Annotated in this window: 5 protein-coding genes; all 5 read right to left on the reverse strand. The window is 72.9% G+C overall.

The features are described from left to right. Nucleotides 1–10: 10 nt before the first annotated feature. Nucleotides 11–607 carry a dTDP-4-dehydrorhamnose 3,5-epimerase family protein gene (locus tag HUT19_RS04105; RefSeq protein WP_176179114.1) on the reverse strand — a complete coding sequence of 199 codons (597 nt, stop codon included), beginning with the start codon at nt 605–607 and terminating at the stop codon, nt 11–13. Beyond that, nucleotides 604–1857: an activator-dependent family glycosyltransferase gene (locus HUT19_RS04110; protein ID WP_176179115.1), complete on the reverse strand. Its 1254-nt coding sequence runs from the start codon at nt 1855–1857 to the stop codon at nt 604–606. The genes HUT19_RS04105 and HUT19_RS04110 overlap by 4 nt, the downstream gene beginning before the upstream one ends. A 14-nt stretch (nt 1858–1871) precedes the next feature. Then, the gene (locus HUT19_RS04115) at nt 1872–2657 is read right to left on the reverse strand and encodes a thioesterase II family protein (protein ID WP_176179116.1); all 786 of its coding nucleotides are present in this window, start codon (nt 2655–2657) and stop codon (nt 1872–1874) included. 105 nt (nt 2658–2762) lie between these two features. Further along, nucleotides 2763–9035, reverse strand: coding sequence for a type I polyketide synthase (locus HUT19_RS04120; RefSeq protein ID WP_176179117.1), 6273 nt, complete (start codon nt 9033–9035; stop codon nt 2763–2765). 49 nt (nt 9036–9084) lie between these two features. Continuing rightward, nucleotides 9085–19335 carry a type I polyketide synthase gene (locus tag HUT19_RS04125; RefSeq protein ID WP_176179118.1) on the reverse strand — a complete coding sequence of 3417 codons (10251 nt, stop codon included), beginning with the start codon at nt 19333–19335 and terminating at the stop codon, nt 9085–9087. Nucleotides 19336–19351: the final 16 nt, after the last annotated feature.

Genomic DNA, 19351 nt, shown 5'->3' on the forward strand with positions numbered 1-19351 from the left:
GGATACCGGATCAGCCACCCCGCCGGTGCGGCGCCCGGCACACCGCGTAGGACGGGAGCACTCCGGCGCGCTCGGCCTCGGCCAGCGTCGGGGCGTTCCGGTCGCGCTCGGAGACCAGATGCTCCATGTCGTCGGGCCAGGGCAGGCCGAGCGCCGGATCGAAGGGGTTGATCTCGTGCTCGGCGGCCGGGTGGTACTCCTCGGAGTTCAGATAGGCGGCCACCGTGGTGTCCTGGAGGGCGACGAAGGCGTGGCCGAGCCCCTCCTCCAGATAGACCGCGCGGCAGGACACCGGGTCCAGCAGCACACTGTCCCAGCGGCCGAACGTGGGCGATCCGGTCCGCAGGTCCACCACCACATCGAGCAGTTCGCCGCCGGTGCAGGTCACCACCTTGGCCTGGCCGGGTGGAACGTCCGCGTAGTGCACCCCGCGGACGGCACCGCGCCGGGAGACGCTGTGGTGGTTCTGGCCCAGCCGCAGCGGGTGGCCGATGGCCTCGGTGAACGCGGAGGCCACGTAGTGCGCGACAAACGCGCCGCGGTCGTCGCGGTGCACATCCGGAGTGATCTCCCAGGCGCCGGGCACCGCCAGCTCACGGATCTTCACCGGCGGCGCTCCGCGGTGAGTCGCTCCAGTACGGGCACCAGGTCGTGTGGGGTGGGGGCGGCCAGGTTCTCCTCCCGCAGCCGTTCGGCGGCCTTGGTGAAGGAGTCCTCCTCCAGCAGCCGGGTCACGCTCTCCCGCAGCCCCTCGGCGGTCAGTTCGGAGGCGTGGACGGCCAGCCCGGCCCCGGCCTCCGCCAGACTCGTCGCCTTGTTCCACCAGTCGGCGTAGCGCATGGTGGGGATGAACTGCGGTACGGCGTTGACCAGTGCGGTGCCCCAGGAGCCGAAGCCGCCGTGGTGGATGAGGACCGAGGCCCCGGGCAGCAGGGCGTGCAGCGGGACGAAGTCCACGACGCGGGTGTTGGCGGGGACCGTCTCCAGGGCCGCCACCTCTTCCGGCGGCACCGCGGCCACCACGTCGATGTCCATCTCCCCCAGGGTGCCGATCATGTCGGCGAGGGGCATGAAGGTGCCGCCCAGCGCGGCGCGGGCGGACACCCCGGAGGTCAGGACGACCCGCGGGCGGGCCGGGGGCTCGCTCAGCCAGTCGGGGATCTCGGAGGGGCCGTTGTGGGGCAGATAGCGCACCGGGACGCGGTCGACGGTCAGCGGGAGCTGGAGGCTGGCGGGGATCTGGTCGATGGTCCACTGACCGACCACGTCCTCCTCGTCGAGCGCGCAGCCGTAGCGGGCGAGGATGCCGCCGAGCCAGTCGGCGAGGGGGTCCTCCCGGCGTTCCTCGGGCTGCTCCGCGAGCCGTTCCAGGAACACGTCGCGCATCGCGGAGTAGATGTCGATGCACCACAGCAGCCGGGCGTGGGCGGCGCCGGACACCTTGGCCGCCACCGGTCCGGCATAGGTGACCGGATCCCAGATGACGAGGTCCGGCCGCCAGTCGCGAGCGTAGGCCACCAGCTCGTGGACCATGCAGTCGTTGTAGGTCTGGTAGGCGAACATCACACTGACCCTGAACTTCATCAGCACCTGTTCCCAGGAGTGGTGTTCGAGGTCCGGGGTGGACCAGTCGGACAGCGGGTTCTCCAGGGAGTCCCGGTTCTGGGTCAGCATCTCGTGCAGGTTGTGGTCCTTGCCCACCGCAACGGCGGTCAGACCGGTGCTCTTGATGGCCTCGGTGAGGGCGGGGTTGCTGGCGACCCGCACCTCGTGGCCCGCGGCCACCAGGGACCAGGCGAGCGGCACCATGGTGTACAGGTGCGACTTCTCGGACACCGTCGTGAAAAGGATACGCATCGTCGGCTTCTCTCTCAGTCGATAGGTAGACCGTCGCGGGCGGTGTACGCCCGCAGGGTGTCCGCGATGACCCCGGCCACCGCTGCCTTCTGTTCCCCGACGTAGAAGTGGCCGCCGGGGAAGACCTCGAGCCGGAAGGAGCCGGAGGTGTGCTCCTGCCAGCTCGCCACCTCCTCGACCGCGACCCGGTTGTCGCTGTCGCCGATGAGCCCGACGATGTCGCAGCGCAGCCTGGGGCCGGGCCGGTACGCGTAGGTCTCGGCCGCCTTGTAGTCGCTCCGGATGGACGGCAGCGCCAGTCGCAGCAGTTCGGCGTCGCCGAGGATCCGGGCGTCGGTGCCGCTGACGAGCTGGAGTTCGGAGATGATCCCGGCGTCGTCGAGCCGGTGGATGCCCCTGCTGCGGTGGCGTGAGGGCGCGGGCCGGCCCGAGGCGAAGAGCACCGCGGGCACGGTGTCCCGCTCCGCTTCGAGCAGCCGGGCCAGTTCGAACCCCACGCTGGCGCCCATGCTGTGGCCGAAGAGCGCCAACGGCCGTTCGGCGGCCAGGGGTTCGAGCGCCTCGAAGACCTCGCGGGCCATCTCGTGGACGCTCTCGATATGCGGATCGTGCCGCCGGTCCTGCCGCCCCGGGTACTGGACGGCCAGGGCCTCCACGGTCGGCGGCAGCAGCTCCGAGAGCGGGAACCAGAAGCTCGCGGCCCCTCCGGCGTGCGGCAGGCAGACCAGGCTGATCTCGGCCTCCGGGCGGGGGTGGAACCGGCGGAACCACAGGCTCTCGTCGGCAGCGGGCAACGCCATGGCTGTCGGTGTTCCTTTCGCGGTGCGTACGGAGCGGGGCGGAACGGTGGGCAGGGAGCGGTGCGTACGGAGCCGTGCGGAGGCGGTCAGCACCCGTGGCGCGGATCAGCGCCGGTCGCGCGCGAGGCGTTCCAGCCAGTCCTCGATGGCCTGCGCGGTGGGGGTGGAGTGGTCCTCCATCATGGTGAAGTGATTGCCCCGCACATCGACGATGTCGTGCGGCAGCTCCCAGAAGGACCGCCAGTCGGGCAGCTCCTCCAGCTTCAGGGACCCGGTGGACAGCGGCTCCAGCGCGCGGACGAGCAGGGTGGGGGTGCGGATCGGCTCCGGCTCCCAGCTGCCGAACAGGTTGAGATACCACCCCATGGCCGACAGCCGGTCGTCGTCCATGGTGACGAACACGCCCTCGCGCTCGGTCATCCCGTCCATCAGGGACAGTCCGAACTGGTTGAGGATGCTGCTCTTGGGCACGTACGTGTCCACCAGCACCACGGCGGCGGGGCTGAGGCCCATCCGCTCCAGATGTCCGGCCGCGGCCTGGGCGAACCAGCCGCCCGCCGAGGAGCCGAGCAGTACGATCGGCGCCCCGTCGGCTGCCTGGGCCACCGCCTCGGCCTGCGCGGCCACCACCGCGCCCGCGGTCTCCGGCAGCGCCTCACCGCGGCCGAAGCCCGGCAGCGCCAGGGCCGACACATTGCGGCGGCCGCGCAGTGAGGCGGCGAACCGGGCGTACTGGTGGATGCCCGCCACCGCCAGGCAGGAGGAGAAGCAGAACAGGTGCTCCTCGGCCGGGCCCTTGCTGAGTCTGACCGGCGTGGGCAGCCTCTCCAGCTCGGCGGTGGAGGTGAACCTCGGCCGCAGCGCGGCGGTGGCGTGCAGCAGATCGAAGATCTCTTTCCACTTCCCGGTCTCGAACGCCTGGGTGTACAGCGCGCTGAGCGTGGTCGACTCCCCGGACCCGGCGGATGCGGTCCGCGCCGGTGCCGCACCGCCGTCCGCGGGCGCCGACTGCCGGGCGGCGGCCAGCTCGGTGCGGAGCCGGGCGGCCAGATCGGTGGGGGTCTCGTGGTCGAACACCAGCGTGGCGGGGAGCCGCAGACCGGTGGCCGCGTTCAGCCGGTTGCGCAGTTCGACCGCGGTGAGCGAGTCGAAGCCGGAGTCCACGAACTCGTGGCCGGGACCGACGGCGGACGGGTCCGGATGGCCGAGCACGGTGGCCACCTGGGCGCACACCAACTCGACCAGCATCGCGGACTGTTCGTCCTCGGAGAGCCCGGCCAGCCGGTCCGACAGCGCCGCTGTGCCACCGGAGGCGCCCTCCCGGGCGGCCGCGCCCGCCCGCCGGGCCGGGGTGCGGACCAGTCCGCGCAGCAGCAGCGGCACCGATCCCGATCCGGCGCCCGCGCGCAGCGCCACGAGGTCGATCCGCATCGGGACCAGCAGCGGGGTGTCGAGGGCGAGGGCGGTGTCGAGCAGTTCCATGCCCTGCTCGGAGGAGAGCGCGGCCACTCCCGAACGGGCGGCCTGGGCGGTGTCCACCGCCCCGGTCATCGTGCTGGTCTGCGCCCACAGCCCCCAGGCCAGGGAGTGGGCGGGCAGCCCCAGCGCCCTGCGGTGCTGGGCGAAGGCGTCCAGGAAGCCGTTGGCCGCCGCGTAGTTGCCCTGTCCGGCGCCGCCGAGGACACCGGCCGCGGAGGAGAAGAGCACAAACGCCGACAGATCCAGGTCCCGGGTCACCTCGTGCAGATTGAGCACGGCGTCGACCTTCGGCCGCAGCACCCGGTCCACCCGCTCCGGGGTGAGGGAGGAGACCACCCCGTCGTCCAGTACCCCGGCGGTGTGGAACACCGCGGTCAGCGGACGGTCGGCGGGCACCTGGGCCACCAGCGCCGCCAGGGCCTCCCGGTCGGCGGTGTCGCAGGCCGCGACCGTCACCGTGGCACCCAACGCGACGAGCTGGTCGCGGAGCTGACCGGCACCCCCGGCGGCGGCCCCGCGGCGGCTGGTCAGCAGCAGATGGCGGACACCGTGCCCGGTCACCAGATGGCGGGCGAGCAGACCGCCGAGGGTGCCGGTGGCGCCGGTGATCAGGACGGTGCCCTCGGGGTCCAGTACGCGGTCCGTGGCACCGCCGCCCTGCGCTCGGGCCAGCCGCGGGGTGTGCGGCCGCCCGGCGCGCAGCGCCGTCTGGGGTTCACCGGAGGCCAGCGCGGCAGGGAGGGCGCGCACCGAGTCCTCGTGTTCATCGAGGTCGACGAGGGTGAACCGGTCGGGGTTCTCCGACTGCGCGGAGCGCACCAGCCCCCAGACGGCGGCGTGCGCCAGATCGGGGACATCGGCGCCGGGTCCGGCGGCCACCGCGCCACGGGTCACGAACACCAGCCGGGAATCCGCGAACCGCTCGTCGGCCAGCCACCTCTGCGCCAGATCCAGCGCGGTGTGTACCGACGTCCGTACCGCACCGGCCAGTTCGGCGGGCTCGGGGGCGCAGGAGATCAGGACCGCGGCGGGCGCGGCCGTACCCGCGTCGACCGCGGCCCCCAGCGACTCCAGGTCCGCGTACGACTCCAGGTGGACCCCGGCCTCGAAGAGGTCCTCGGTCACCTTGAGCCCGTCGTCGCCGATGAGTGCGGCGCGGCTGAGCGGAGGGGCCGGTGCGGTGGTGGCGAGGACGGGCCAGTCGAGCCGGAACAGCGACTCACTGGCGGCCGCGCGGGCCCCGCTGAGCTGGTCACCGGTCATCTTCCGCAGCCGCAGGCCGTCGACGGTGGCCACCGGGCGGCCCTCGGGGTCGGCCACCGCGAGCGCCACGGTGTCGGCTCCGGCCGGGGAGATCCGTACCCGGACCTCGTCGGCCCCGGTGGCGTGCAGGGACACCCCGGTCCAGGAGAACGGCAGCCGCCCCTGCGCGGTGTCCGGGGCCTCGCCGTCGAACAGCGTGCCCAGGGCGATGCCGTGCAGCGAGGCGTCGAGCAGGGCGGGGTGGATGCCGTACCCGGCGGCGGACTGCCGCTGCTCCTGGCCGAGCCGCACCTCGGCGAACACCTCGTCGCGGCGCAGCCAGGCCGCCCGCAGGCCTTGGAAGGCGGGGCCGTAGCCGAAGCCGCTCGCGGCGAACCGCTCGTACATGTCGTCGACGTCGAGTGCGGTGGCGTCCGGCGGGGGCCAGGCCGTCAGCTCCTCCGGGGTCACCGGTTCGCCGGTGGCGAGGGTGCCGCTGGCGTGCGGGGTCCACGGTTCGCCGAACCCGGCGCCGTCCGGGCGGGAGTGGACGTGCAGCGGGCGCCTTCCACCGTCGTCGGGCGCGCCGACGGTCACCCGGAGGGTCAGCGCGCCCCGTGCGGGGAGGACCAGCGGCGCCTGGAGGGTCAACTCCTCCACCTGGTCGCAGCCGACCTGGTCGCCCGCCTGGACGGCCAGTTCGAGGAAGGCGGTCCCGGGGAAGAGGACCGTGCCGGCGACGGCGTGGTCGGCCAGCCACGGCTGGGCGGCCAGCGACAGCCTTCCGGTGAGCACCAGACCGTCGGATTCGGCCAGTTCGACGGCGGCGCCCAGCAGCGGATGGCCGGCGGCCCCCAGACCCGCGGAGGCGATGTCGCCCGCGGTGGCGGGTGCGTCCAGCCAGTAGCGCTGCCGCTGGAAGGCGTAGGTGGGCAGCTCGACGCGGTGCCCGCCACGGCCCGCGAACACGCTTTCCCAGTCGATGTGGCCGCCATGGGCGTGCAGCAGGCCGATGCCGGACAGCAGCGCCTCGGCCTCGGGGTGGTCCTTGCGCAGCAGCGGTACGAACGCGGCGGCCTCGGCGTCGGACACACACTCCTGCGCCATGGTGGACAGCACACCGGCGGGGCCGATCTCCACATAGCGGGTCACGCCCTGGGCCTCGAGGGAACGGATGCCGTCCTCGAACCGCACCGCCTGGCGCACATGGCGCACCCAGTATTCGGGGGTGCACAGCTCCTCGCCCGCCGGTTTCCCGGTCACGTTCGAGATCACCGCGGTTCGGGGCGCGGCGTAGGTGATCGAGGCGGCCACCTCGCCGAACGCGGCGAGCATGGGGTCCACCAGCGGGGAGTGGGAGGCGATGGAGATCCGCAGCCGCTTGCTCCTGGCGCCGACGGCGGCGGCGACCTCCAGGACCGCCCGCTCCTCGCCGGAGATCACGGTGGCGGCCGGGCCGTTGACCGCGCCCAGGGTCACCCGGTCCTCGTAGCCCTCCAGATGGGGCAGCACCTCGGCCTCACCGGTCTGGAGGGAGACCATCGCACCCCCGGCGGGCAGCGCGTCCATCAGCCGCGCGCGGGCCGCGACGAGGGCACAGGCGTCCTCGAGCGAGAACACGCCCGCCACATGGGCCGCCGCCAGTTCGCCCACCGAGTGGCCGACCAGGAAGTCCGGGGCCACTCCCCAGGATTCGACCAGCCGGTGGAGCGCCACCTCGACGGCGAACAGGCCGGTCTGGGTGTACACGGTCCGATCCAGGGCCCCGGCGTCCTCGCCGAAGACCACATCGCGCACCGGGCGGTCGGCATGGCCCCCCAGACGGCGGTCGAGTGCGGCGCAGACGGTGTCGAAGGCGGTGGCGAACACGGGGAAGGCGGTGTGCAGTTCACGTCCCATGCCGAGCCGTTGTGCGCCCTGCCCGGTGAACAGGAACGCGGTCCCGCCGGCGGCGGCCACCGCGCCGGAGTCGACGCCCGTGGCCAGCCGCTCCAGCGCGCTCAGCAGCTCCTCCCGGTCACGTCCGGTGACGACGGCGCGGTGCGGGAAGACGGAGCGGGTGACCGCCAGCGAGTAGCCGATGTCCACCGGGGACACCTCGGGCGAACGCTCCACGTACGCGCGCAGCCGTTCGGCCTGCTCCCGGAGCGCCTCCTCGGACCGCCCGGACACCGGCCAGGGGACAACACCGCCCACGGCGACGGGCCGCGTGGCCTCCGCCGTGGCAGTGCCCTCCGCTTCGGTGGTCTCCGCTTCGGTGGTCTCTTCCGGAGGTGCCTGCTCGAGGATCACATGGGCGTTGGTGCCGCTGAATCCGAAGGCGGACACCGCGGCGCGGCGCGGCCGTTCGTCCTCCGGCCGGGGCCACGCCCTGGCCTCGGACAGCAGCTCCACCGCGCCAGTGGACCAGTCGACGTTGGGGGTCGGCTTCTCGGCGTGCAGGGTTCTGGGCAGCACCCCGTGGCGCAGCGCCATCACCGTCTTGATGACCCCGCCGACCCCGGCCGCCGCCTGGGTGTGGCCGATGTTGGACTTCAGCGAGCCCAGCCACAGCGGATGGCCCCCGGGCCGCTCCCGGCCGTAGGTGGCGAGCAGCGCGCCCGCCTCGATGGGGTCGCCCAGTGAGGTGCCGGTGCCGTGTGCCTCCACCGCGTCCACCTCGGCGGCGGTGAGTCCGGCGTCGGCGAGCGCCTGGCGGATGACCCGCTGCTGGGAGGGGCCGTTGGGTGCGGTGAGCCCGCTGCTCGCACCGTCCTGGTTGACGGCGCTGCCCCGGACGACCGCGAGCACCCGGTGTCCGTTGCGCCGTGCGTCCGACAGGCGTTCCACCAGCAGCATGCCCACGCCCTCGCCCCAGCCGGTGCCGTCGGCGTCAGCGGAGAACGCCTTGCAGCGGCCGTCGGAGGCCAGTCCGCGCTGGCGGCTGAAGTCGACGAAGGCCACCGGGGTGGACATCACCATCGACCCGCCGACCAGGGCGAGCCCGCACTCCTCGTTGCGCAGTGCCCGCGCCGCGAGATGCAGGGCCACCAGCGAGGAGGAGCAGGCCGTGTCGACGGTGACGGCGGGGCCCTCCAGACCGAAGGTGTAGGCGATCCGGCCGGAGGCGATACTGCCCGAACCACCGCTGCCGACGTATCCCTCGACATCGTCGGCCACCTGCCGCAGCCGGGTGGCGTAGTCCTGGTACATCACCCCGGCGAACACACCGGTGCGGCCGGCGCGCAGCGTGGCGGGGTCGATCCCGGCGCGCTCCATGGCCTCCCACGCGGTCTCCAGCAGCAGCCGCTGCTGGGGGTCCATGGCCAGGGCCTCGCGCGGCGAGATCCCGAAGAACGCCGGGTCGAAGAGGTCGGCGCCGTCGAGGAAACCACCCTCGCGCGCATAGCTGGTCCCCGGCTTGTCCGGGTCCGGGTCGTAGAGCGCGTCCAGGTCCCAGCCGCGGTCGGCGGGGAAGGCGGACACCGCGTCACGGCCGTTCGCCACCAGCTCCCACAGCTCCTCGGGCGACGCCACCCCACCGGGGTAGCGGCACGCCATCCCGATGATGGCGATCGGCTCCCGGTCCCTGTCCTCGAGCTCCTGAACGCGCCGGCGCGTACGGTGCAGATCCGTGGTCACGCGCTTGAGGTAGTCGCGGAGCTTTGCCTCGCTCACCGTTTACCGCCCATCTGTCTGAATTCCGTTCGTGAGCACTTGAGCACCGTCAGGACAGGCCGAGTTCGTTCTCGATGAAGTCGAAGATTTCATCGTCCGAGGCGGCGTCGATGCGGGTGGAGACCGCGTCGTCCGCGTTCTCCTGGACCTGGCCGAGCTGGGCCAGCAGGTCCTGCAACCGGGAGGCGAGGGCCTCGCGCGCCCCGTCGTCCGCGGTGATACGGGCCAGGCCCCGTTCCAGGGTGTCGAGTTCGGGGAAGCCGGTGCCGGCGGCGGAGAACGCCTCCGGCGCGATCTCGGCTTCCAGGAACTGGGCGATCGCCTTCGAGGTCGGGTAGTCGAAGAGCAGGGTCACCGGCAGCCGACGCCCGGTGGCCTTGCCCAGCTGGTTGCGGAGTTCGACGGCGGTGAGCGAGTCGAAGCCGAGATCCAGCAGTCCGCGCTCCGCCTCGACGGCCGACACCCCCTCGTAGCCGAGCACCCCGGCCACGGTCGTACGGACCAGATCCAGCAGGAAGCGGCCGCGCTCGGCCTCCGGCAGGCCCGACAGATGCCTCTTGAGCCCTTCGGGCCCGTCGGGGCCGCCACCGGTTGCGGTGCCCGCGGCGGCCCGCCGGACGGGCGGCCGCGCGGAGGTCCGCACCAGCCCGCGCAGCAGCGCCGGGACCGGCCCGGAGCGCGCCCTCAGCGCGGCGGTGTCGAGCCGCATCGGCAGGACGACCGCGATGTCCACGGCCCGCGCGGCGTCGAAGAGCCGGGCCCCGTCCGCCGAGGAGAACGGCACGATGCCACCGCGCGCCAGCCGGGTCAGATCGGTGTCCGCCAGCTTGCCGGTCATCTCACTGCGCTGGGCCCACAGCCCCCAGGCATGCGCCTGGACAGGGTGGCCCCGGGTACGGCAGTGCTGGGCGAAGGCGTCCAGGAAGGCGTTGGCCGCCGCGTAGTTGCCCTGGCCCATACCGCCGAAGGTGCCCGCGATGGAGGAGAACAGCACCAGGGCGGAGAGGTTCAGCTCGCGGGTCAGCTCGTACAGGTTCACGGCGGCGTCGACCTTCGGCCGCAGCACCCGGTCCACCCGCTCGGGGGTGAGCGAGGAGACCACACCGTCGTCCAGTACCCCGGCCGCATGCACGACCGCCGTCAGCGGATGTGCTTCGGGGACGGTGGCCAGCAGCTTCGCCAGCGCCTCCCGGTCGGACACATCGCATGCGGCCAGGGTGACATCGGCACCCAACTCGGTGAGCTCGGCGACGAGTTCGGCGGCACCGTCGGCTTCCGGGCCACGCCGCCCGGCGAGCAGCAGATGGCGCACACCTCCCTCGGCGGCCAGGTGGCGGGCGATGACCCCGCCGATGGTGCCGGTGGCGCCGGTGATGAGCACGGTGCCCCGCGGATCCCACGCGGGCGCCCCGTCAGTGGACTCCGCGGGCGTGAGGGTGGTGGCGGACCTGCTTGCCGTGGTCAGCCTAGCCACGCTGACAACACCCTCACGGATCGCCGACTGCGGCTCGTCCAGCGCCAGGGCGGTGGTCAGGGCGGAGCTGGAGCGGTCGTGTTCATCAAGGTCGACGAGGGTGAACCGGTCGGGGTTCTCCGACTGCGCGGAGCGCACCAGCCCCCAGACGGCGGCGTGCGCCAGATCGGGGACATCGGCGCCGGGTTCGACGGTCACCGCGCCACGGGTCACGAACACCAGCCGGGAATCCGCGAACCGCTCCTCGGTCAGCCACGCCCGCACCAGTTCCAGCGCCCGGCGGCATGCGGTCCGTACCGAGTCGGCCACTCCCCCGGGCTCCGGCACACACGGCACCAGCACGGTGGCGGGCATCTCGGCGGCCTCGGCGAGCAGCGCCGAAAGGTCACGGTAGCCGCGCACATCGAGGCCGACCAGCTTGAAATCGTCGTCGCCGAGCAGGCCCCAGTCCTCGGTGGTGAGCCGCTCCGGCTCGGCGGGCTCCCCGGACGCGGCCACCCAGTCCAGCCGGTAGAGCGCATCGCCGAGGCCGCCGGGGCCCGCGTCGCCGAGCCGTTCGGGACGTTTGCGCAGCACCAGGGACTCGACCGTGGCCACCGGTCGCCCGATGGCGTCGGCCACGGTCAGCGCGACCGTGTCGGTGCCGTTCGGCGTCAGCCGCACCCGCACCTCGCCCGCCCCGGCGGCGTGCAGCGAGACCCCGGTCCAGGAGAACGGCAGCCGTCCCTCTCCCGCCTGGAGCATCGGGCCGAGCGCGATGGTGTGCAACGCGGCGTCCAGCAGGGCCGGATGCAGCCCGTACGCGGTGGCGTCGGACTGCCGCTCCGGGGCCAGCCGCACCTCGGCGAACACCTCGTCCCCGCGCAGCCAGGCAGCGCGCAGCCCCCGGAAGGACGGGCCGTAGTCGAAGCCGTGCTCGGCGAACCGCTCGTACAGGTCCGTGACATCGATCGGTTCGGCACCGCGCGGGGGCCATACGCCACCCAGGTCGTACGAGCCGTCGGCCGCGCCGGGGGCCAGCACACCGCTGGCGTGCTGGGTCCACGGCAGCTCCGCACCGGTGTTCGCGCCCGCGCCCGTGCTGGTGTCCTGCGGGCGGGAGTAGACGGTCAGCGAACGGACGCCGCTCTCGTCCGGCGGATCGACGACCAGCTGGAGGGTGACGGCGCCGCGCTCGGGGAGGACCAGTGGCGCTTGGAGGGTCAGTTCCTCGACATGGTCGCAGCCGGCCTGGTCACCGGCCTGGAGGGCCAGCTCCAGGAAGGCGGTGCCGGGGAAGAGGACCACACCGGACACGGCGTGGTCGGCCAGCCACGGCTGGCTGCGCACGGACAGGCTCGAGGTCAGCACCAGACCGTCGGTACCGGCCAGTTCGACGGAGGCGCCCAGCAGCGGATGCTCCGCCGCCCCCAGACCGGCCGAGGTCATATCGCCCACGGTGGCGGGCGCGTCCAGCCAGTAGCGCTGACGTTGGAAGGCGTAGGTGGGCAGCTCGACGCGACGGGCGCCACGGCCGGCGAACACCCGCTCCCAGTCGACCGGACCACCATGAGCATGCACCCGGCCGATCCCGGAGTGCAGCGCCTCGACCTCACCACGGTCCTTGCGCAGCAACGGAACGAACACGGCCTCGGTCCCGGCCACGGATTCCTGACCCATACCGGAGAGCACACCGGCCGGACCCAGCTCCACAAAACGGCTCACGCCCTGGGCCTGCAGGGTGCGGATACCGTCGGCGAAACGCACCGCCCGCCGGACATGACGCACCCAGTACTCCGGCGAACACAACTCCCCACCCGCCGGCTCACCGGTCACATTCGACACGACCGGGACCGCAGGTGCCCCATAGCCGATGCTGTGCGCGACCGTGGCGAACTCGGCGAGCATCGGCTCCATCAGCGGCGAGTGGAACGCATGCGACACCCGCAGCCGCCTGCTCCTGACACCCACCGCCTCCGCAATCTCCAACACGGTGGTCTCATCACCGGAGATGACCGTCGCGGCGGGCCCGTTGACCGCGGCCACACTCACCCGGCCCTCAAGACCTTCCAGATGCGGCAGCACCTCGGCCTCCGCGGCCTGGAGGGACACCATCGCGCCACCCTCCGGCAACGCCTGCATCAACCGGCCCCGAGCCGCCACCAGAACACAGGCATCCTCCAACGAGAACACCCCCGCCACACACGCCGCCACCAGCTCCCCCACCGAATGCCCGACCAGGAAGTCCGCACCCACACCCCAGGACTGCACCAGCCGGAACAACGCCACCTCGAAGGCGAACAACCCCGACTGCGTGAACACCGTCCGATCCAGCACCCCGGCATCCTGGCCGAACACCACCTCCCGCACCGAACCATCCAGATGACGATCCAGCTCCCCACACACCTCATCAAACGCCTCAGCGAACACCGGGAAAACGCCATACAACTCACGCCCCATCCCCAACCGCTGCGCACCCTGACCCGTGAACAGAAACGCGGTCGCTCCGTCCACGGCCGCGGCCCCCGGCACCACACCCGAGGCCAGGTCCGCCAGCCCACGCAGCAGTTCCTCACGGTCGGAGCCGACCACCGTGGCCCGGTGGGAGAACGCGGAACGGCTCAGCGCCAGTGAGTAGCCGATATCCACCGGCGACAGCTCCGGCCGCGCCACCACATACGCCCGCAACCGCTCCGCCTGCGCCCGCAACGCCCCCTCACCACGACCCGACACCACCCACGGCACCACGTCCGTGACCACCGACGGCCGCACGGCCGGTTCAGCGAGCTCCGCCACCGGGCCCTGCTCCAGCACCACATGCGCATTGGTCCCGCTGACACCGAAGGCGGAGACACCCGCGCGCCGTGGCCGTCCTCCGGTCTCGGGCCAGTCCCGGGCGTCGGTCAGCAGCTCCACGGCACCGGCCGACCAGTCCACGTTCGGCGAGCGCTCATCGGCATGCAGCGTCCTGGGCAGCAGCCCCTGCCGCAGCGCCAGCACCATCTTGATGACCCCGGCCACACCGGACGCGGCCTGTGTGTGGCCGATGTTGGACTTCAGCGCGCCCAGCCACAGCGGCCGGTCGGTGTCCCGCCCCTGGCCGTAGGTCGCCATCAGAGCCTGGGCCTCGATGGGGTCGCCCAGAGAGGTGCCGGTGCCGTGTGCCTCGACCGCGTCCACCCCGGTGGCCGTGAGTCCCGCGCTCGCCAGCGCCTGCCGGATCACCCGCTGCTGGGACGGTCCGTTGGGAGCGGTCAGGCCGTTGCTGGCACCGTCCTGGTTGACGGCGGAACCGCGGACGAGGGCCAGCACCTCATGGCCGTTGGCTTGCGCGTCCGGCAGCCGTTCCAGCAGCAGCATGCCGACGCCTTCGGCCCACCCGGCGCCGTCCGCGTCGGCGGAGAACGCCTTGCAGCGGCCGTCGGGGGCCATGGCGCGCTGACGGCTGAACTCGATGAAGGTGTCCAGGGTGGACATCACCACCACCCCGCCCGCGAGCGCCATCGAGCATTCGCCCTGCCGCAGTGCCTGCGCCGCCTGGTGGAGGGCGACCAGCGACGACGAGCAGGCGGTGTCGGTGGTGACGGCCGGGCCCTCCAGCCCGAAGACGTACGAGATACGGCCGGAGGCCACGCTGCTCGCGCTGCCGGTGGCGAGGTAGCCCTCGAACTCCTCGGGCGCGCGCTGGAATCGCGATCCGTAGTCGTTGTAGCTCGCGCCGATGAACACGCCGGTGCGGCTGCCCTTCACCGTGGCGGGGTCGATCCCGGCCCGTTCGAAGGCCTCCCAGGTCGTCTCGAGCAGGAGCCGCTGCTGTGGGTCGATGGCCAGGGCCTCGCGCGGGGAGATACCGAAGAACTCGGGGTCGAAGTGATCGGCGTCGTACAGGAAACCGCCACCGGTGGCGTAGAAGGTGCCGGGCTTGTCGGGGTCGGGGTCGAAGTGGCCGTCGATGTCCCAGCCACGGTCCGTGGGGAAGTCACCGATGGCGTCGCGGCCGTCCATGAGCAGCTGCCACAGCTCCTCGGGGGTACGGACCCCACCGGGGAGACGGCAGCTCATCGCCACGATCGCGATCGGGTCGGCGTCCGCCGCCGCGCCCACGGTTGCCGTACCCACCGGGGCGTCGGCCTCGTCGGGACCGGCGGCACCGGTCTCGGCCAGCAGGAAGCCCGTCAGGGCGGTGACGTTCGGATAGTCGAAGACGAGGGTGACCGGCAGCCGCAGCCCGGTGGCGGCGCCGAGCCGGTTGCGCAGATCGACGGCGGTCAGGGAGTCGAAGCCCAGCTCGCGGAAGGCGCGGCCCGCTTCGACGGCGGAGGCGTCCGGGTAGCCGAGCGCGGCGGCCACCTCGGTGCTGACGAGGTCCGTCAGGGCCTCTTCTGCCTCCTGGGGGGAGAGTCCGGCGAGCCGCCGCGCGAGGGGGGCCGCCGCGTCGCCCGCGGTGGTGTCCACCGTGTCCGCTCCCCGCTCCGACAGCTCTCGCACCTCGGGGAGTTCACGCAGAACGGCGGCGGACGCCGACGCCGGGGTGGCGGCGATGAGCCGGTCCCATGCGATGTCGGCCACGGCCACGTAGGTGTCGGCCACACCGAGGGCGCGCTGAAGGGCGCTGATGGCTGATTCCGGTGCCATCGCGGGCATACCGGTGGCGTGCAGCCGTGCCTCGACCGCCTCGTCGACCAGACCTCCACCGGACCACGCGCCCCATGCGACGGAGGTGGCGGCGAGGCCCTGGGAGCGGCGCCGCTGGGCGAGGGCGTCGAGGAAGGCGTTGGCGGCCGCGTAGCTGCCCTGTCCGGGGCCGCCGAGCGTGCCCGCGAAGGAGGAGAAGAGCACGAAGGCCGACAGCTCGCGGTCCCGGGTCAGTTCGTCCAGATGCAGGGCCGCGTCCACCTTGGGACGCAGCACACCGTCGGCCCGCTCCGGGGTGAGGGTGTCGAGCACCCCGTCGTCCAGGACGCCCGCGGCGTGCACCACGGCGTCGAGCGGCGCCTCGTCGTGGTCCAGCCGGGCGAGGAGTGCCGTCAGCGCGTCGCGGTCGGCCACGTCGCACGCGGCCACGGTCACGCGGACGCCCGACGCGCGCAGCTCGTCGGCGAGTTCGACGGCGCCGGGGGCGTCCGGGCCGCGGCGGCTGGTGAGCACCAGGCGTTCGGCGCCGCCGTGCGCCAGCCAGCGCGCCACATGGGCGCCCAGACCGCCGGTTCCGCCGGTGACCAGTACGGTGCCGCGCGGCTGCCATCGGCCGGGGGTGGCGGGGGCCGCGGTGGCGGCGTGGACCAGCCGGCGTCCGTAGGTGCCGGAGCCGCGGACGGCCACCTGGTCCTCGCCGTCCAGCGCGCCCGCGAGCACCGCGCACAGCCGGGCGGTGGCGCGGTCGTCGAGCGTATGGGGCAGGTCCAGCAGTCCGCCCCACCGCTGGGGGTACTCCACGGCCGCGATCCGGCCCAGCCCCCAGGTCAGGGCCTGGAGCGGGTGGTCCAGCGGGTCCGCGCCGCCGACGGACACCGCCCCGCGGGTGGCGTACCAGAGCGGGATGTCGGCGCCGGTGTCGCCGAGGGCCTGGAGCAGGGCGAGGTTGAGGGCCAGGCCGGTCGGCTGGGCGGTGTCCGCGCCGTACGGCTGCTCGGCGAGGGCGAGGAGGGAGAGCACACCGGTCGGCGGGGTGTCCGCCGTCTCCGGGCCGAGGCGCTGGGCGAGCGTGCCCCGTACGGCGTCGGCCTCGGTCAGTTCCAGTACCCGGGCAGCGGCGCCGTGGGCCCGCAGCGCCCCGGCGATGAGCTCGCCCTCGGGGACACCGGCCGGGGCCGCGATGAGCCACGTGGCACCGGACGACGGCGGAATCTGCGAGGTGGCGAGCACATCGCCCAGGGGTTTCCAGGTGATGTGGTACCGCAGGGCGTCCTGGGCGGAACGCTCACGGCGCGCCCGGCGCCATGCGGCGAGCGCCGGCATCACCATCGCCAGCGAAGATTCCTCGGCGTCCACGTCCAGTGCGGTGGCGAGGGCTTCCAGGTCTCCGCGCTCGACGGTGTCCCAGAACTCCGCGTCCGCCGGGTCGACTTCGGCCGCCGACGGCTGGGCCGAACCCTCCAGCCAGTACCGCTGCCGCTGGAAGGCGTACGTCGGCAGCTCCACCACCGACGCGCCCACCCCCGACAGCACCGCACCCCAGTCCACCGCCACACCACGCACGAACGCCTCACCCAGCGAGGCCAGCAAACGCGCCGGACCACCCTCATCACGCCGCAACGAACCCACCACGACCGCATCCTCGACCGCGGCCTGAACCGGCAGCGTCAGCACCGGATGCGGACTCATCTCCAGGAACGTCCCGAACCCAGCGGCCGACAACCCCCGCACCGCCGACTCCAGCTCCACCGTCTCCCGCAGATTGGTGAACCAGTACCCCGCGTCCAGCCCGGCGGTGTCGACCGGCGCACCCGTGACGGTGGAGTGGAAGGTGATGCGTGACGTGCGCGGACGGATGGGGGCGAGAAGGCCGAGCAGTTCCTCGCGGAGCTCCTCGACCTGTGCGGAGTGCGAGGCGTAGTCCACCGGGACCAGCTTCGCGCGTACGTCCTCGGCCTCGCACTCGGCCTGGAGTTCACGCAGCGCCTCCGGCTCGCCGGACACCACCACCGAACCGGGGCCGTTGACCGCCGCGACGGAGATCCGCCCGTCCCAGGCGGTGACGCGCTCGCGCACCTCGTCCACGGGCAGCGAGACGGACATCATCCCGCCCCGGCCCGCCAGCCCGCGGGCGATGGCCTGCGACCGCAGCGCCACCACCCGCGCCCCGTCCTCCAACGACAACGCGCCCGCCACCACAGCCGCCGCGATCTCACCCTGCGAATGCCCCACCACCGCCGCGGGCTCCACCCCACACGCCCGCCACACCCCGGCCAACGACACCATCACCGCCCACAACGCGGGCTGCACCACATCCACCCGCTCCAACCCCGGACCCTCACCCCGCAGCACACCCGCCAGCGACCAGTCCACAAACGCCGACAACGCCGACTCGCACTCACCCAACCGCTCAGCGAACACCACGGAGCTGTCGAGGAGTTCAACCGCCATCCCAGCCCACTGCGACCCCTGCCCGGGGAACACAAACACGGGCCGGGTGTCGGCGGCGAGGGTGCCCTCGCCGCGTACGACCGCCGACGACGCGCCCGCGGACGCCAGGGACTCCAGGCCACTCATCAGCGCGGCACGGCTGTCGCCGACCACCACCGCGCGGTGGTCGAAGGTGGCGCGGCTGGTGGCGAGCGAGTACCCCACATCGGCCGGGGACAGCTCGGGCCGCGCCGTGAGATGCGACAGCAGCCGCTCCGCCTGCGCCCGCAGCGCCGCGCCGCTCTTGGCCGACAGTGTCCACGGCACCACTCCCCCGCCCACCGGGGCCACTTCGGCCGGGCCCGCGGACGGTTCGGAGGTGGCCTCGGGGACCTCGGGCGCCTCCTCGATGATGGTGTGCACATTGGTGCCGCTGGCCCCGAAGGCCGAGACACCGGCGCGGCGGGGCTCCTCGGTGCTCGGCCAGGCCCGGGCTTCGGTCAGCAGTTCCAGCGCGCCCGCGGACCAGTCGATCCGGGAGGAGCGCTCCTCGGCGTGCAGGGTCCTGGGCAGCACCCCGTGGCGCATCGCCTGGACCATCTTGATGACACCGCCGACGCCTCCGGCCGCCTGCGGATGGCCGATGTTGGACTTCAGCGAGCCGATCAGCACGGGACGGTCCGACGGCCGGTCCTGGCCGTAGGTGGCGAGCAGCGCACCGGCCTCGATCGGGTCGCCCAGCGGGGTGCCGGTGCCATGTGCCTCGACCGCGTCGATCTGCTCCGGGGACAGGGACGCGTTGGCCAGCGCCTGGCGGATCACCCGCTGCTGGGAACGGCCGTTGGGAGCGGTGAGGCCGTTACTGGCACCGTCCTGGTTGACGGCGGAGCCACGGACGACCGCCAGCACCTCATGGCCGTTGCGACGCGCGTCGGACAGCCGTTCCAGGAGCAGCATGCCGACGCCCTCACCGAGCCCCATGCCGTCGGCGCCCTCGGCGAACGCCTTGCAGCGGCCGTCCCGGGCGAGGCCGCGCTGCCGGGCGAAGCCGATGAGCCCCATGGGGGCGCCCATCACGGCGGCGCCGCCCGCGAGCGCCAGGGAGCAGTCGCCCTGGCGCAGTGACTGGCAGGCCAGGTGGAGGGCCACCAGCGAGGACGAGCACGCGGTGTCGAGGGTGACGGCCGGGCCCTCCAGGCCCAGTGTGTAGGCGATCCGGCCGGACATGATGCTGGCGGAGATACCGGTGACCAGGTGGCCTTCGAGCCCCTCGGGCATATGGGGCCAGTCGGGGACGTAGCCCTGGTAGGCCGCGCCCACAAAAACACCGGTCCGGCTGCCGCGCAGGGTGCCCGGGTCGATTCCGGCGCGTTCGAACGCCTCCCACGAGGTTTCCAGCAGCAGCCGTTGCTGGGGGTCCATTACGGTGGCCTCGCGGGGCGATATCCCGAAGAAGGCCGGGTCGAACCGGTCGGCGTCATGGAGGAAGCCGCCTTCGGTGGCGTAGACGGTGCCCTGGCGGTCGGGGTCCGGGTCGTAGAGGTTCTCCAGGTCCCAGTCGCGGTTGCCGGGGAAGCCGGAGATGGCGTCGCGTTCCCCGGTGACCAGTTCCCACAGGTCTTCGGGGCCGCGTACGTCGCCCGGGTAGCGGCAGCTCATCGCCACGATGGCGATGGGTTCGCGGGAGGCCGCGGTGAGTTGCTGGTTGGCCCGGCGCAGTCGTTCCGTCTCCTTCAGAGACTCCCGCAGTGCGCCAACGATCTTGTCGGTGGGGTTTGCCATGGTCAGCTCCGCACTC

The sequence above is a fragment of the Streptomyces sp. NA02950 genome, from assembly GCF_013364155.1.
Classification (GTDB): Bacteria; Actinomycetota; Actinomycetes; order Streptomycetales; family Streptomycetaceae; genus Streptomyces.

Coding starts and splice junctions, on each gene's coding strand:
- HUT19_RS04110 (WP_176179115.1), bottom strand. CDS start 1,857: ATGCGTATCCTTTTCACGACGGTGTCCGAGAAGTCGCACCTGTACACC.
- HUT19_RS04115 (WP_176179116.1), bottom strand. CDS start 2,657: ATGGCGTTGCCCGCTGCCGACGAGAGCCTGTGGTTCCGCCGGTTCCAC.
- HUT19_RS04125 (WP_176179118.1), bottom strand. CDS start 19,335: ATGGCAAACCCCACCGACAAGATCGTTGGCGCACTGCGGGAGTCTCTG.